3 protein-coding genes are annotated in these 16,052 nt (G+C 75.4%); 1 reads left to right on the top strand and 2 read right to left on the bottom strand.

Annotation, left to right across the window (positions count from 1 at the left end):
• A complete protein-coding gene (locus ABD811_RS14280) occupies nt 1-1,824 on the top strand; it encodes an ABC transporter ATP-binding protein (protein ID WP_344946603.1) in 1,824 nt (607 codons plus the stop codon).
• Nucleotides 1,825-1,864: 40 nt separating this feature from the next.
• Here the strand turns inward: ABD811_RS14280 and ABD811_RS14275 are convergent, their stop codons facing one another.
• Entirely contained in the window at nt 1,865-2,077 is a 213-nt protein-coding gene (locus tag ABD811_RS14275) for an MbtH family protein (RefSeq protein WP_344946601.1), read from the bottom strand.
• A complete protein-coding gene (locus ABD811_RS14270) occupies nt 2,074-15,984 on the bottom strand; it encodes an amino acid adenylation domain-containing protein (protein ID WP_344946600.1) in 13,911 nt (4,636 codons plus the stop codon). The genes ABD811_RS14275 and ABD811_RS14270 overlap by 4 nt, the downstream gene beginning before the upstream one ends.
• Nucleotides 15,985-16,052 lie beyond the last annotated feature (68 nt).

Here is a 16,052-nt window from a genome sequence, read left to right as displayed (position 1 = left end):
ATGACGGCCACAGACGAGCGCGCCGCCGGCGGGCCGGCGGGTGTCGAGCGCGACGGCGGCACCGGACGGGAGCTGCTGCCGACCGCGTCCGGGCCGCGCGTCCGTGCGGCGGTGCGGGAGCTGGCGCGCCCGCACCGCCGCACGCTCCTGGCCGGGTTCGCGGCGCTGGTCGCCGCGACCGCCGTCGGGCTGCTGACCGCGCCGGTGCTCGGCCACGTCATCGACCTGGTCGCCGACGGCCGTCCCGCGTCCGCGCTGACCGCCCCGGCCGTCTGGCTGGTAGTGATCGCGCTCGTGCAGGGGGTGACGACCGCCTACGGGCTCGGGCTGGTCGCCCGCGCCGGGGAGGGCATGCTGGCGACCCTGCGCGAGCGGTTCGTGGAGCGGGCGCTGGCGCTTCCGCTGGAACGGGTGGAGCGCGCCGGGTCCGGCGACCTGACCTCGCGGGTCACCAACGACGTGTCAGTGATCACCACGGTGGTGCGGGAGGCGGTGCCCGCGCTGGCCCGCTCACTGCTGACCATCGGGCTGACCCTGGTGGCCATGGCGATCCTGGACTGGCGCTTCCTGCTGGTGGCGCTGCTGGCCGTCCCCATCCAGGCCCACACGGTCCGCTGGTACGTGCGCCGGGCCGTCCCGCTGTACGCGGCGCAGCGCGTCGCGGTCGGGGCCCAGCAGCAGGAGCTGCTCGGCTCGGTGGGCGGCGCGGCCACGGTGCGGGCGTTCCGGCTGGAGGACGAGCACACCGAGCGCGTCGCGGCCCGGTCCCTGACGGCGGTCGACCTGATGCTGCGCGGGGCGCGCCTGGTCACCCGCTTCTACTCGCGGCTGAACCTGGCGGAGTTCGTCGGGTTGTCGGCGGTGCTGGTGACCGGGTTCCTGCTGGTGCGGGGCGACAGCGTGAGCATCGGCACGGCCAGTGCCGCGGCGCTGTACTTCCACAACCTGTTCTCCCCGATCAACGTCGCGCTCGGGCTTGTCGACGACGCGCAGAGCGCCACGGCGGGCCTGGCCCGGCTGGTGGGCGTCGCGGACGCCGCGCCGCCCTCCCCCGTCCCGGACGCCGCGGAGCACGCCGGTAGTTCCGGTAGTTCCGGCGGTTCGGACGGTTCGGTGCGGGTCAGCGGCGTCGGCTACTCCTACCGGCCCGGTCATCCGGTGCTGCACGACGTCGACCTCCACATCGCGGGTGGGGAGAAGGTGGCGCTGGTGGGGGCCAGCGGCGCGGGCAAGACGACGCTGGCCCGGCTGATCGCGGGCGTGCACCGCCCGGACCACGGCCGGATCGCCGTCGGCGCGGACGGTGACGGGTCCGGGCGGGACGTGGCGCTGGTGACGCAGGAGGTGCACGTGTTCGCCGGGACGCTCGCCGACGACCTGCGGCTGGTGCGGCCGGACGCGACCGGCGACGAGCTGCGCGACGCGCTCGCCCGGGTCGGCGCCCTGGAGTGGGCGCTGGCGCTGCCGCAGGGCCTGGACACGGTGGTGGGCGACAGCGGGCACCGGCTGACCGCCGCGCAGGCGCAGCAGCTCGCGCTGGCCCGCCTGGTGCTGGCCGATCCGCCCGTCGTGGTGCTGGACGAGGCGACAGCCGAGGCGGGCAGCGCGGGCGCGCGGGCACTGGAGGCGTCGGCGGCCGCCGCGGTCGAGGGACGCACCGCGCTCGTCGTCGCCCACCGCCTCACCCAGGCCGCCTCCGCCGACCGGATCGTGGTGCTGGACGACGGGCGCGTGGCGGAGACCGGCACGCACGGCGAGCTGGTGCGCGCCGGCGGCCGGTACGCCGAGCTGTGGCGCGCCTGGTCCGACGGCCGCGACGGCTGACCCGGCCGTCCGCCCCCGGACGGCCGCGCCGGAGGGCCGATCACCCCTCCATGGCCTCGACGAGGCTGCGGGGCCGCAGGTCGGTCCAGTTCTCCTCGACGTAGGCCAGGCAGGCGTCCCTGGAGTCCTCGCCGAAGACGACCGCCCAGCCGGCGGGCACGTCGGCGAACGACGGCCACAGCGAGTGCTGGCCCTCGTCGTTGACCAGGACGAGGTAGCGGCCCTCGGGGTCCTCGAACGGGTTGGTGCTCATCGGGTGTTCCTCCTCAGGATGTCGATCAGTTCGTCGGCCAGGGCCTGGACGGTGGCGCGGTCGAACAGCCCCGCGTCGTAGCGCAGCAGGCAGTCCACCGGGCCGGGGCCGTGCGGTTCGTAGAGGCCCAGCGTCAGCTCGGCGGTGAGCGCGCCGGTCGGGACGTGCTCGAACGCGGTCACCCGGTCGTCGGCGGGCACCTCGTGGTGCACCACCATCACCTGCGGCGCCGCCAGGCCGAGCGCGGCCGCCACGCGGGCGAACGGCACGTCCTGCCGGTCGAACGCGGCCAGGTCGGTGTCGCGCACGCGCGCCAGCAGTTCGGCGAACCCCGGGTCGCCGCCCGTGCCGGTGCGCAGGACGACGACGTTGGAGAAGCAGCCGACCAGCTCGGTCAGGGCGTCCTCGTCGCGGCCCGCGACCGGCGCGGCGATCGGCAGGTCCGTGCCCGCGCCGTGCCGGGTGAGCAGTGTGGCGAACGCGGCCTGGAACACCATGAACATGCTCGTCCGGGTGCGCGCGGCGAGCGCGTCGACCGCCTCGTGCAGGCCGGGGTCGAGTGTGAACTGCACGTAGTCGCCCCGGGGGCGGTGGCCGGCGGACGGCTGCCGGTCGTAGGGCAGCGGGACGCGTCGCGGCATGCCCTCCAGGGCCTCACGCCAGTACGCAAGCTGCCGCTCCTCCACCTGTCCGACGACCTGGTGGGCCCACAGCGTGTAGTCGGTGTAGCCGACGGGCAGGGGCGGCCAGGCCGGTTCGTCGCCGCGTCGCCGTGCCTCGTACGCGATGGTGAAGTCGCGGAACAGCGGCACGAGGGACCACTCGTCCACGCCGATGTGGTGCATCGTCAGCAGCAGCGCCCGCGCGCCCTCGGGGTCGGTCAGCAGGCGGGCGCGCAGCGGCGGCCGCCCGTCCAGGTCGGCCTTCTCGGCGGCCAGCGCCCGAAGGCTCGCGTCCAGGTCGGTGACCTGGTGCTCTTCGAGTTCCAGGGCGGCGCGCCGGTGGCCGTCCTCGGCGGCGACGGTGCGCAGCGGCTCGTGGCGCTCGGCGAGGTCGGCGAGCGCGGCGGCGACGGCCGCGTGGTCGAGCCCGTCCGGCGGCCGGAACGCGAACGCCATGTCGTACGCCGTGCCCGCGCCCTGCCGGTGGCGGGCGCGGTGCCACTCCTGCGGCGGGGCGAGCGGGACGCCCTCCGGACGTCGCGCGACGGGCGCCAGCGGCGGCCGCTCGCCCGCCCCGCCGCGGTCGCGGTCGAGGCGTTCGGCCAGGGCGGCGACCGTGGGCGCGTCGAACACGTCGCGCAGGGCGAGCCCCGCGTCCAGCGTCGTGCGGATCCGGCCGAGCAGCCGCATCGCCGACATGGAGTGGCCGCCCAGCTCGAAGAAGCTGTCGTGGACGCCGACCTCCGGCACGTCCAGGACCTCGGCGAACAGGGCGGCCAGCGTCCGCTGCAGCGCGGTCGCCGGCCGGGCCGTCCCGGTCAGCGCCGACCAGTCGGGGGCGGGCAGCGCGCGGCGGTCGAGCTTGCCGTTCGGCGTGAGCGGCAGCGGACCGTCCAGCGCCACCACGGCCGCCGGGACCATGTAGTCGGGCAGCAGCGTCGCGACGTGGGCGCGGATCTCGGCCGGGTCGAGGGCCGGCGCGCCGCTCTCCGGCACCGCGTAGCCGATCAGGCGGGTGTCCCGGTCGCCGCGGTCGGCGACGACGGCGGCCTGCTGCACGTCCGGGTGGCGGGTCATGGCCGCGGCGATCTCACCGGGCTCGATGCGGTACCCGCGGATCTTCACCTGGTCGTCGGCGCGGCCGAGGAAGTCGAGGTTCCCGTCGCGGCGCCAGCGGGCGCGGTCGCCGGTGCGGTACATGCGGGTGCCGGGCGGCCCGAACGGGCACGCCACGAACCGTTCGGCGGTGAGGCCGGGGCGGCCCAGGTAGCCGCGGGCGAGCCCGCGTCCGGTGACGTACAGCTCGCCGGGCACCCCGGGCGGCACGGGACGCAGCCGCTCGTCCAGCACGAACACCTGCGTGTTGGGGTCGGGCGCGCCGATCGGCACCGCCCCGCCCGACCAGCCGGGCTCGGCCGGCCACAGCGTGGAGTTCACCGTGGCCTCGGTCAGCCCGTAGGCGGCCAGCAGCCGCAGGTGCCCGGCCCAGCGCGCGATCACGTCCGGCGGGACGGTCTCGGTGCCGACCAGCACGGTCGCGCCCTTGGGCGGGACGCATCCGGAGGGCAGGGCGGCGACCAGCGACGGCGGCAGGATGGCGTGGGTGATGCCCTGCTCGTTCATGAAGTCGGTCAGCTCGCGGCCCGGGACCCGGCTCTCCTCCGGGACGAGCACCAGCCGCCCCCCGTGGCACAGCGCCATCGTCAGCTCGAAGATCGTCACGTCGAAGCCGATGGAGGCGAACTGCAGCACGCGGCTGTCGCGCGTCAGCCCCATGCGGTCGACGGCGGTGGCCACGAGGCTGCCGATGCCCTCGTGCGGGACGACGACGCCCTTGGGCCGTCCCGTCGACCCGGACGTGTAGATCACGTACGCGGCCTGGTCGAGCGCCACCCACGGGAAGGCGCCCCCGCCCGGTTCCGTCTCGGCGAGTTCGGCCGCGACCTCGGGATCGTCCAGCACCACCAGCCGCACGCCGTCGACGTCCGGCACCTTGCCCGCGACCTGCTCGGTCACCACGACGGCCGTGGCGCGTGCGTCGCCCAGCATGTAGGCGAGGCGGTCGGCCGGGTGCGCCAGGTCGAGCGGCAGGAACGCCGCGCCCAGCTTGTTGACGCCCAGCATCACCGCGACCATCTCCACCGAGCGCGGCACCGCCACCCCGACGACGCTCTCGGCCCGCACCCCGTACAGGGCCAGCAGCCGGGCCATGCGGTCGGACAGCGCGTCGAGTTCCGCGTAGGTGACGGTGCGGGCGCCGTCCACGACGGCGACGGCGCCGGGGCGCTCGGCCGCACGCGCCTGGAACATCTCGGTGATGGTCTGCTCCGGCACCACCCGGTCGGTGCGGTTGAAGGCGGTGAGGACGCGTTCGCGTTCGTCGCCGGTCAGCACGTCGATGTCGGCGACGCGCACCCGCGGGTCGGCGGCCACGGCCGAGAGGAGACGGGTGAGCCGCTCCCCCAGCGTCGCGACGGTCGACCGGTCGAACAGGTCGGAGCGGTACTCCAGCACGCACGCCAGGCCGCCGGTCCGCGCGTCCTCGGCGAAGCTGAACACCAGGTCGAACTTGGCGGTGCGGGCCTCGACCGGCTCGGGCCGCGCCGCCAGGCCGGCCAGGGCGAAATCGGCGGACGAGCGGTTGCGGTAGCCGACCATGACCTGGAACAGCGGGTTGCGGTCGGGCGAGCGGACCGGGTTCAGCTCCTCCACCACGGCCTCGAACGGCACGTCCTGGTGGGAGAACGCGGCCAGGTCCGTCTCCCGGACGCGGGCGAGCAGTTCGGCGAACGTCGGGTCGCCGGACACGTCGGTGCGCAGCACCAGCGTGTTGACGAAGAAGCCGACCAGGTCGTCCAGGGCCCCGTCGGCGCGTCCGGAGACCGGCGCGCCGAGCGGCAGGTCGTCCCCGGCGCCGAGGCGGTGCAGCAGCGCGGCGACCGCCGCGTGGCACACCATGAACATGCTGGCGCCGCCGCGCTGGGCGACACGGCGCAGGGCCGCGGTGTCGTCCGGGTCCAGCTGTACGGTCAGCTCGCCGCCGGACATGCTCGGCCGCGCCGGATGCGGACGGTCGGTGGGCAGTTCCAGGCGTTCGGGCGCCCCGTTCAGCGTCTCGCGCCAGTAGGCGAGCTGACGCGCGGCCAGGCTGCCGGGATCGGAACGGTCGCCGAGCAGGGTCCGCTGCCACAGCGTGTAGTCGACGTACTGGACGGGCAGCGGCTCCCACGCGGGTGCGCGTCCGGCGGTGCGGGCGGCGTAGGCGGTGGACAGGTCGCGCAGGAACGGCCCGTCGGACCATTCGTCGGTGGTGATGTGGTGCAGCAGCAACGCCACGACGTGCTCGTCTTCCGCCAGCCGTATGACGGTGGCGCGGAGCGGCAGTTCGGACGACAGGTCGAAGCGGCGCCCCAGGACGTCGGCCAGCACCGCGTCGAGCCCCGCCTCGCCGGCCGTCACGACATCGAACTCGGGGCGGGCGTCCTCGGCGGGCACGATCCGCTGGTAGGGGCGGCCCTCGCGCTCGGCGACGAGCGTGCGCAGCGCCTCGTGCCGCGCCATCACGTCGGTCAGGGCGGCGCGGAACGCGTCCACGTCGAGCGCGCCGCGCAGCCGGACCACCAGCGGGAAGTTGTACGCGGCCGAGGGCGCGAGCTGCTCGATCATCCAGAGCCGGCGCTGCGCGAACGACAGCGGCGGCTCGGCGGGCCGTTCGGCGGCCGGGACGAGCGCGGGCCGGCCGTCGCCGGAGGCGGACGCGGCGGCGCGTCCGGCCAGGTCGGCGACGGTGGGCGCCTCGAACAGGTCGCGGATGGCCAGCTCCGCGCCGAGCGCGGCGCGGGCGCGGCCGATCAGCCTCGTGGCCAGCAGCGAGTGGCCGCCCAGGTCGAAGAAGTCGTCGTCGATCCCGACGCGCTCCACGTCGAGCAGCTCCGCGAACAGCCCGCACAGGACCTCCTCGGCGGGCGTGCGCGGCGGGCGGCTCTCGGCGGCGGCGGTGACGGCCGGGGCGGGCAGCGCGCGCACGTCCAGCTTGCCGTTGACGGTCAGCGGCAGCCGCTCCACCGGCATCAGCGCCGCCGGGACCATGTAGTCCGGCAGCCGCGTCCTGAGGTGGGAGCGCAGCGCGGCCGTGAACGCGTCGGCGTCCCGGACCGGCCACGTCTCGGGCACCAGGTAGCCGACCAGGCGCCTGACGCCGCCCGGTCCGGAGGCGTCGGCGACGACGGCGGCGTGCGCGACCGCCGGATGCTCCTCCAGCGCGGCGCCGATCTCGGCGGGCTCCACCCGGTAGCCGCGGATCTTCACCTGGTCGTCGGTGCGGCCGAGGAAGTCCAGGAGGCCGTCGGGACGGCGGCGGACGAGGTCGCCGGTGCGGTACATGCGGTCGCCGGGCGCGCCGAACGGGTCGGCGACGAACCGTTCGGCGGTCAGGCCGGGACGGCGGTGGTAGCCGCGGGCCAGGCCGACGCCCGCGATGTACAGCTCGCCGGGCGCCCCGTCCGGCACGGGGCGCAGCGCCGCGTCCAGCACGTACGCGCGGGTGTTCCAGATGGGCCGGCCCACGGTCGGGGTGTCGCTGTCGAGGGTGCCGCCGCCGAGCGTGTTGATCGTGTACTCGGTGGGGCCGTACAGGTTGTAGCCGAACGTGCCATCGGTGTCGCGCAGCCGGGCCCAGACGGTCTCGGTGACCGCCTCGCCGCCCAGCAGCACCAGCGCGGGACGGTGCCGTCCGGCGTCCGGGTCGTGGTCGAGCAGGCCCTCCTCGATCAGGTGGTGCGCGTAGGTCGGGGTGACGTTGACGACGTCGATGCGGTGCCGGTCGCAGTACGCGACGAGCGCCTCGGCGTCACGGCGCAGTTCCTCGTCGCAGACGTGCACCTCGTGGCCCTCGACCAGCCACAGCAGCTCCTCCCACGACATGTCGAACGCGAACGAGACCGTGTGCGCGATCCGCATCCGGCGCCCGCCGGCCGAGGCGATCGCCGGGGCGAAGATGGCCTCCCGGTGGTTGAGCTGCATGTTGGTCAGGCCCCGGTAGGGCGTGACGACGCCCTTGGGACGGCCGGTGGAACCCGAGGTGTAGATGACGTAGGCCGGGTGCTCCAGGCGGCCGGGGCGGGTGCGTTCGAAGCCGGGCCGTTCGGCGTCGGTGATGTCGTCGCCGGGCAGGGCCGCCAGCGCGCCGGCGACCGCCGGGTCGTCCAGCGCGATGCGGTGCGGCTCGCCGGGCAGCACGGACGCCGCGACGGCGGTCGTGGTGACGACGCAGACCGGCTCGGCGTCGGCGAGCATGTGCGCCAGCCGCTCGGCCGGGTGGTCCAGTTCCAGCGGCAGGTACGCGGCGCCGGTGCGCAGCACCGCGAACAGCGCCGCCACCATGTCGGCCGAGCGCGGCAGCGCCAGCGCCACCACCCGTTCGGGCGCGGCGCCGTGCGCCAGCAGCAGCCGGGCCAGGCGGTTCACGCGGGCGTCCAGCTCGGCGTAGGTGAGGGTCTCCTCCTTGGCGACGAGCGCCACCGCGCCGGGGGTGCGGGCGGCCTGCGCCGCGAGCATCTCGGAGACGGTCTCGTCGGGCAGCGGGCGGCGGGTGGCGTCCCATTCGGCGGCGAGCGCCCGCCGCTCCCGGGGCTCCAGCGGATCCAGCGCGCCCACGCGCGGCGGCCGCTCCCCGTCCAGCCCGTCGACGAGGCGTTCCATGACGGTGGTGAAACGCCGCAGCAGGGACTCGGCGAACGCGCGGTCGATCACGTCGGGGCGGTGGTCCAGCTTCATCCGCACCTGTGCGCCGGGCGTCACGATGAACGTGATCGGGTAGTGGGTGGCGTCCAGTCCCTCGGCCTCCACGATGCCGTGCCGGCGCCGCAGGTCGGCCATGTCGTCCTCGTCGCCGAGGTTCTGCAGCACGTAGAGGGTGTCGAACAGGCGGGCGTGCCCGGACGCCTGCTGGATGTCGCCCAGGCCGAGGTAGTCGTGCGGCATGAGCGCCACCCGTTCGCCCTGGACGCGGCGCAGCAGGTCCGGGACGGTCTCGCGCGGGTCCAGGGCGACGCGCACGGGCACCGTGTTGAGGAACATCCCGATGACGGACTCCACCCGGGGGACGTCCCCCGGCCGTCCGGCCACGGCGGTGCCGAACACCACGTCGTCGCGGCCGGTGGCGTTCGACAGCACCAGCGCCCACGCGGCACTGAACACGGTGTTGAGCGTTAGGCCGTGGCGGCGCACCGCCTTGTACAGCCGTTCGGTCAGCGGCCTGGACAGTTCGGCGCGGCAGCGGTCCGGGATGACCGGTTCCAGGGCGCGGTCGACGGGGCCGACGAGGGTCGGCTCGTCCAGGCCCGCCAGCGCGTCCCGCCACGCGGCGGCGGCCCGGCCGGTGTCCTGCCCGTCCAGCCAGGCCAGGTAGTCGCGGTAGGAGCCGGGCGGGGACAGGTGGGAGCCGTCGCCGTGACGCTCGTACAGGGCGATGAGCTGCTCGAAGAACAGCCAGGCCGACCACCCGTCCCACAGGATCAGGTGGTGGGTGAGCACGAGCCGGTCGGTGTCGTCGCCGAGCCGGATCAGCAGCATCCGGAACAGCGGCGGCCGGGCCAGGTCGAAGCGCCGTCTGCGGTCGGCCGCCAGGACGCTCTCGACGGCCTCGCGGCGCCGCTCGGGGTCCAGCGCGGACAGGTCGAACTCCTCCAGCGCGGGCTCGGGGCCGGCGCCGATGAACTGCACCGGTTGCCGGAGCCCGTCGCCGGTGAACCCGGCGCGCAGCGCGTCGTGCCGGGCCAGCATCGCCGCGCACGCGGCGCGCAGCCGGCCGGCGTCCACGCGGTAGGGGAAGTCGAAGGCGACCTGGGCGGTGTAGACGTCCAGCGCGCCGGTGTCGTAGCTGGAGTGGAAGAACAGTCCCTCCTGCAGCGGCGACAGCGGCCAGACCTCTTCCACGGGGACCGGGCTGATCCGCGCGAGGCGGTCCCGTTCCTCGTCGGTCAGCGAGATCAGCGGCGCGGTCGTCGCGTGGCCGGGCGCGCCCGCGACCTCGCCCGCGGCGGCGGCCAGGGCGGCCGGGGTGCGGTGCTCGAACACCTCCTGCGGGCCGATCGCCAGCCCGGCCCGGTTCGCCCGCCCGGACACCATGATCGACAGGATGCTGTCGCCGCCCAGCGTGAAGAAGTCGTCGTCCACGCCGACCCGCTCGGTCTCCAGCACCTCGGCGAAGATCTCGCACAGCAGCCGCTCGCGTTCGGTGCGCGGCTCCCGCACCGCCGCGCGTCCGGCGGCGGGCGCGGGAGCGGGCAGGGCCTGACGGTCGACCTTGCCGCCGGGGGTCAGCGGAAGCTCGTCGAGCACGACGACGTCGGACGGGACCATCGCGTCCGGCAGCGTCCGCGCCAGCGAACCGCGCAGGCGCGCGGCGTCCAGGCGGGCGCCCGGCGCGGGGACGACGTAGGCGACCAGCCGGGAGCCGCCCGGCCCGTCGTGCCGGTCGACCACCGCGGCGCGCAGCACACCCGGCCGCGCGGCGATCCGCGCCTCGACCTCCCCCGGCTCGATCCGGTTGCCGCGGATCTTGACCTGCCGGTCGGCGCGGCCCGCGTACGTCAGGTACTCGGTGCCGTCGTCGCGCCGGTGGCGGCGTACCAGGTCGCCGGTGCGGTACATGCGCCGTCCGGGCGGGCCGAACGGGTCGGCGACGAACCGCTCGGCCGACAGGCCGGGGCGCCCGTGGTAGCCGTGGGCGAGCTGGACGCCGCCGACGTACAGCTCACCGGGCACGCCGGTGGGCACCGGGCGCAGGCTCGCGTCCAGGACGTACAGGCGCGTGCCCGCCACCGGACGCCCGATCGGCACCGCCGTGCCGTCCTGCGCGCCGTCGTACTCCCAGTGGCTGACCTGGATCGTCGTCTCGGTCGGCCCGTACACGTTGTGGATCGGCACGCCGGTCAGCTCGCGCCAGCGGCCGGCGAACGCGCCGGTCAGGGCCTCGCCGCCGCTCAGCACGCGGCGCATGCCCCGGACCGCCGCCAGGTCCCCCGTGTCCAGGGCGGACTGCAGGAACGCGGCGAGCATCGACGGCACCATCGCCATCGTGGTGACGCCGTGCTCGCGGATGAGACTCAGCAGGTGCGCGGGGTCGCGGTGGCCGCCCGGCCGGCGGACCGGCACGATCGCGGCTCCCGTGCACAGCGGCCAGAACAGCTCCAGCAGCGAGGCGTCGAAGCTCGCCGACAGGTGGTGCAGCACCCGGTCGTCCACGCCGAGGCGGAACCGCTCCCGCAGCCACGTGAGCTGGCCGACGACGGCGCGATGCGGAACGAGCACGCCCTTGGGACGGCCCGTCGACCCCGAGGTGTAGATGAGGTAGGCGGGGTGCTCCGGCCCGGCCGCAGACTGAACGGGGCCGGAATCGTCGGCGGTGTCCGGCTCGTCGAGCAGGACGTGGGACACGCCGTCGACGCTCGGCAGCCGCCCGGCCGCCTCGCGTGTGGTGAGGACGGTGCGCGTGCCCGAGTCGGTGAGCATGTACGCCAGGCGTTCGCCGGGCAGGTCCACGTCGAGGGGAAGGTAGGCGGCGCCCGCCTTCAACACGCCGAGCAGGGCCACGACCAGGTCCGCCGAGCGGGGGACGGCGACCGCCACGATGTCGGCCGGGCGCGTCCCGGCGGCCCGCAGCCGCCGCGCGACGACCCCTGCCCGGCGGTTCAGCTCCTGGTAGGTCAACGGCGCGTCCCCTGCGACGGCCGTGGCGTCCGGGGTCCTGGCGGCCTGCGCCTCGATCGCCGCGTGAAGGGTGGGCGCGGGCGCGTCCAGGGGTTCCGCGGTGAGCGCGGCGGGGGCGTGCTCGTCCACCGTCGGCGGCTCGATCCGGGCGACGGGCCGGGCGGGGTCGGCGGCCACGGCCTGGAGCAGCGCCGTCAGCCGTTCGGCGAGGCGTCCGGCGGTGGCGGCGTCGAGCACGGCGGTGTCGTGGTCGACGCGCAGCGCCAGCCTGCGGCCGGGCACCACGACGAGCGCGAGCGGGTACTGCTCGACGTTGGTGAAGTCGACGTCGGTGATCGCGACGGTGCCCGAGGGGTCGCGCAGGTCGTGTTCCTCGGGATAGTTCTCCAGGACGACCAGGGTGTCGAACAGCTCCCCGGTCCCGGCGATCCGCTGGATCCTGGCCAGCCCGAGGTGCTGGTGGTCGAGCAGCGCCGACTGCTCGTCCTGGAAGCGGGTCAGCGCCTCGGCGGCCGGCTCCCCGGGACGCCACCGCATCCGCACCGGCAGCGTGTTGACGAACATGCCGACCATCGACTCGATGCCGGCAACGTCCGCGCCGCGTCCGGACACCGCCGTGCCGAACACCACGTCGGCGCGGCCGGTCATCCGGCCGAGCAGCAGCCCCCACGCGCCCTGCACGAGGGTGCCGAGCGTGAGCCCGTGCCGCCGGGCGCACGCGGCCAGGGCGGTGGTGGCCTGCTCGGACAGCTCGACGCGGACGTCGACCCTGCGCCGGCTCGGGTCGGGGTCGGCGTCCGCCGCGTCCCGGGGGGCCGGCAGGGCGGCGGCCAGGCGGGTCGGCCCGTCCAGATCGTCGAGCGCCGTCCGCCAGGCCGCGAGCGCCGCCTCGCGGTCGCGCCCCGCCAGCCAGGCGAGGTAGTCGCGGTACGGGGTGACGGGTGCGGGTTCGTCCGTCGCGCCGTAGAAGTGGAGCAGCTCGCGGAGCATGATCTGCACCGACCAGCCGTCCGCCACGATGTGGTGGAACATCAGCACCAGCGAGTGGTGCTCCGGACCGTGCCGCAGGAGCGTGCAGCGCAGCAGCGGCGGGCGTTCGAGGTCGAACCCGCGGGTCTGCTCCTCCGCCGCCACGGCGGCGGCCCGCGCGGCGCGTTCGTCGGCGTCCAGGCCGCTCAGGTCGATCTCACGCCACGGCAGGGCGGCGGGCTCGCGGGGGACGAACTGCACCATCCGGCCGTCGCCGAGCCTGGCGAATCCGGCGCGGAGCGGGGCGTGGCGGTCGAGCACGGCCTGCGCCGCCCGGCGCAGCGCCGTCGCGTCCAGGGGTCCGCGAAGCTCGATGACGTGCTGGACCACGTAGACGTTGCCGGACGAGCCGTCGACGAGCGCGTGGAAGAAGAACCCCTCCTGCAGCGGGGTGAGCGGGAGCACCTCGCCGATCTCCCCGGCGAGGCGGGTGAGCCGGTCGGCGTCCTCCGGGCCGAGGCCGACCAGCGGTTCGGCGCCGGTCTCGGGCTTGGCCGCCGGTTCGCCCGCCGGTTCGCCGGCCGAGGCGGCCGCCGCGAGCGCGGCGACGGTGCGGTGCCGGAAGACGTCCCCGGCCGACAGGCCCAGCCCCGCCGCGCGGGCGCGGATGAGCACCTGGATCGCCAGGATGCTGTCGCCGCCCAGCTCGATGAAGTCGTCGTCGACACCGACGTCGCCGACGCCGAGAACCTCGGCGTAGATGCCGCGCAGCAGCTCCTCGCGCGCGTCGCCGGTCTCGCGGGCGGCGGCACGGCGGGACGAGGCGAGAGCGGTGTAGTCGGGGGCGGGCAGGGCCTCGCGGTCGAGCTTGCCGCTGGGCAGGACCGGCAGCGCGCCGAGCGGGACGAACGCCGCGGGCACCATGTGGCCGGGCAGCTTCTCGCGCAGGTAGGAGCGCAGCGTGTGCATGAGCGCGCCCACGTCGCGGAAGCCCGACGGCGTGTTGGCGTACGCCGTGGGCGCGGCGAGGTCGCCGCCGGGCCGGTAGATCTCGCCGGGATCCACTCCGGCGCCGGAGAACACCACGTCGATGGCGCCGTCGGCCCGGCCGCTCGCCCATGTGGCGTCCACCGTGTAGCCGAGTTCCTCGCCGAGGGCCCACAACGTCTCCGGGTCGATCCCTTCGGACGTCGGCTCGCCGGGCCACAGCGCCCGCAGCGCGTTCAGGTCCTCGGTCAGGCGGGCGTTGGGGACGTCGCGGAGCCGCAGCAGCGGCGGCCGGTCGGCCAGCCGTTCGCGCAGGGCGGCCAGGTCGGGGACGTCCGCGCCCCAGCGCAGGTTCAGGGCGGTCGGCGGCTGCCCGTGTTGGGAGCGGGTGGCCAGGACGACGTCGTAGCGGTAGCGGCTCAGCTCGTTGTGGTGCCGGGCGCGCTTGATCCGCACGTCCACGCGGCGCACGCCGTCGACCGTGCGTGCCAGCGCGGCGAAGAAGTCGGGGTCGAGCAGCAGCTCGCCTTCCCAGCGCACCGCCTGCTCGACCGCCGCGCGCAGGTCCGGCACGGCGGACGGCTCGACGTCCCCGCCGTGGCGGCCCACCTCCACGGCGGCGCGCAGGCACCGCAGCGACCGCAGGTCGCGCACGTCGCCGACGAACACGCTGCCGCCGGGAGCCAGCAGCTCCACCGCCGACCGCAGCACCTGGACGAGGTAGTCGGCGCTGGGGAAGTACTGCACCACCGAGTTGACGACGATCGTGTCGAAGTGGCCGCGGGGCAGGCCGGCGACGTCGTGGGCGGGCTGGGCGCGCAGTTCCACCCGCCCGGCCAGTTCGGGGACGGCGTCCACCCGGCGGCGCAGGCTTTCGACGGCCTCCTCCGAAAGGTCGGTGCCCCAGTACGACTCGCAGTGCGGCGCGACGCCCGACAGGATCAGGCCGCTGCCGACGCCGATCTCCAGGACCCGGCGCGGGCGCAGGGACATGACGCGTTCGACGGTGGCGTCCCGCCACTCCCGCATCTCCTCCAGCGGGATCGGCCCGCCGTCGTAGGTGCTGTTCCACCCGGTGAAGCTCTCGGCGAGGCCGCCGTCCCCGGACCCGACGGCGGTGTAGAGCAGCTCGTGCAGCCGCTTCCACTCGTCGAGCTGGTCGCGTTCGCGGCGCTCGTCGCGGCGCGCACGCGGACCGGCGGCGGGGACGACGTAGGCGACCAGGCGCCGGTCGCCCGGCCGGTCCTCGCGCACGGTGACCGCCGTCTGCGCGACCGACGGGTGCCCGCCGAGCACGGCCTCGATCTCGCCGGGCTCGACGCGGAAGCCGCGGATCTTCACCTGGTCGTCGGCGCGTCCGACGAACTCCAGCCGGCCGTCCTCGGGGCGCTGCCGCACCAGGTCCCCGGTGCGGTAGAGGCGTTCGCCGGGCGCGCCGAAGGGGTCGGCGACGAAGCGTTCGGCGGTCAGGCCGGGACGGCCGAGGTAGCCGCGGGCCAGGCCGGAGCCGCCCAGGTACAGCTCCCCCGTCACGCCCGGGGGGACGGGGCGCAGCGCGTCGTCCAGCACGTGGGCGCGGGTGCCGGGGTCGGCGTACCCGATCGGCACCGTCGAGCCGGGCGCGGGGTCGTCGGGGCACTCGCCGAGCGTGGAGTTGACGGTGGCCTCGGTCGGGCCGTAGGCGTTGAACATCCGCCGCCCCGGCGACCAGCGCGCCACCAGTTCCGCCGGCACCCGTTCGGTGCCGGCCAGCAGCGTGGAGTCGAGCGGGAGGGTGCAGTCCTCCGGCATCGTCGCCAGCAGCGCCGGAGGCAGGATCATGAAGTTGACGCCGTGCGCGTGGGCGTACTCCGACAGCTCCGGGCCGGGCACGCGGCGCTCCGACGGGACGATCACCAGCCGTCCGCCCGACAGCAGCCCCAGGCACAGGTCCCAGAACGCGACGTCGAAGCTGGGCGAGGCGAACTGCAGGACGCGGCTGTGCGGGCCGACGCCGAACCGTTCGGTCTGGGTGGCGACGAGCTTGGCGACCCCCGAGTGCGTCACCACCACGCCCTTGGGACGGCCCGTGGACCCGGAGGTGTAGATGACGTACGCGGCATTCCGCACGTCGAGCGCGACGTCGGGATCGGTGTCCGGGTGGGAGTCGAGCTCGGCGGCGGTGGCGGGGTCGTCCAGCAGCAGCCGCGTCGTGCGCGCGGCGTCCGGGACGGCCCGCGCCAGCGCGCCGGTGGTGACCAGGCAGACGGGCCCCGCGTCGTCCAGCATGAACGCCAGGCGTTCGGCGGGGTAGTCGGGGTCGAGCGGCAGGTAGGCGCCGCCCGCCTTGAGCACCGCCAGCTCGGCGATGATCATCTCCGGCGAGCGCGGCAGCGCCAGCGCCACGACCCGCTCGGGGCCGACGCCGCGTTCGGCCAGTGCGTGCGCCAGCCGGTTCGCCCGGGCGTTCACCTCGGCGTAGGTGAGTTCCACGTCCTCGAAGACCAGCGCCACCGCGTCCGGGTCCAGCCGGACCCGTTCGGAGAACATCTCCGGCAGCGTCGCCGACGGCACCGAGCACTCGTTTTCCCGATTCACAAGCACACCTCCGACACGGCCCACTTCGCCTGCTCACCGCTGTGACCGGGCCGGCACCTCGCCCCGGT

Origin of the sequence: Actinomadura miaoliensis (genome assembly GCF_039536785.1) — a bacterium.
Taxonomy (GTDB): Bacteria; Actinomycetota; Actinomycetes; order Streptosporangiales; family Streptosporangiaceae; genus Spirillospora; species Spirillospora miaoliensis.
Note: the sequence above shows the minus strand (reverse complement) of the source record. Positions and strands in the feature narration are given on the sequence as shown.

What these genes read in the sequence shown, in the direction of transcription:
- ABD811_RS14280 (WP_344946603.1), top strand. Translation starts at nt 1, where the DNA reads ATGACGGCCACAGACGAGCGCGCCGCCGGCGGGCCGGCGGGTGTCGAG.
- ABD811_RS14275 (WP_344946601.1), bottom strand. Translation starts at nt 2,077, where the DNA reads ATGAGCACCAACCCGTTCGAGGACCCCGAGGGCCGCTACCTCGTCCTG.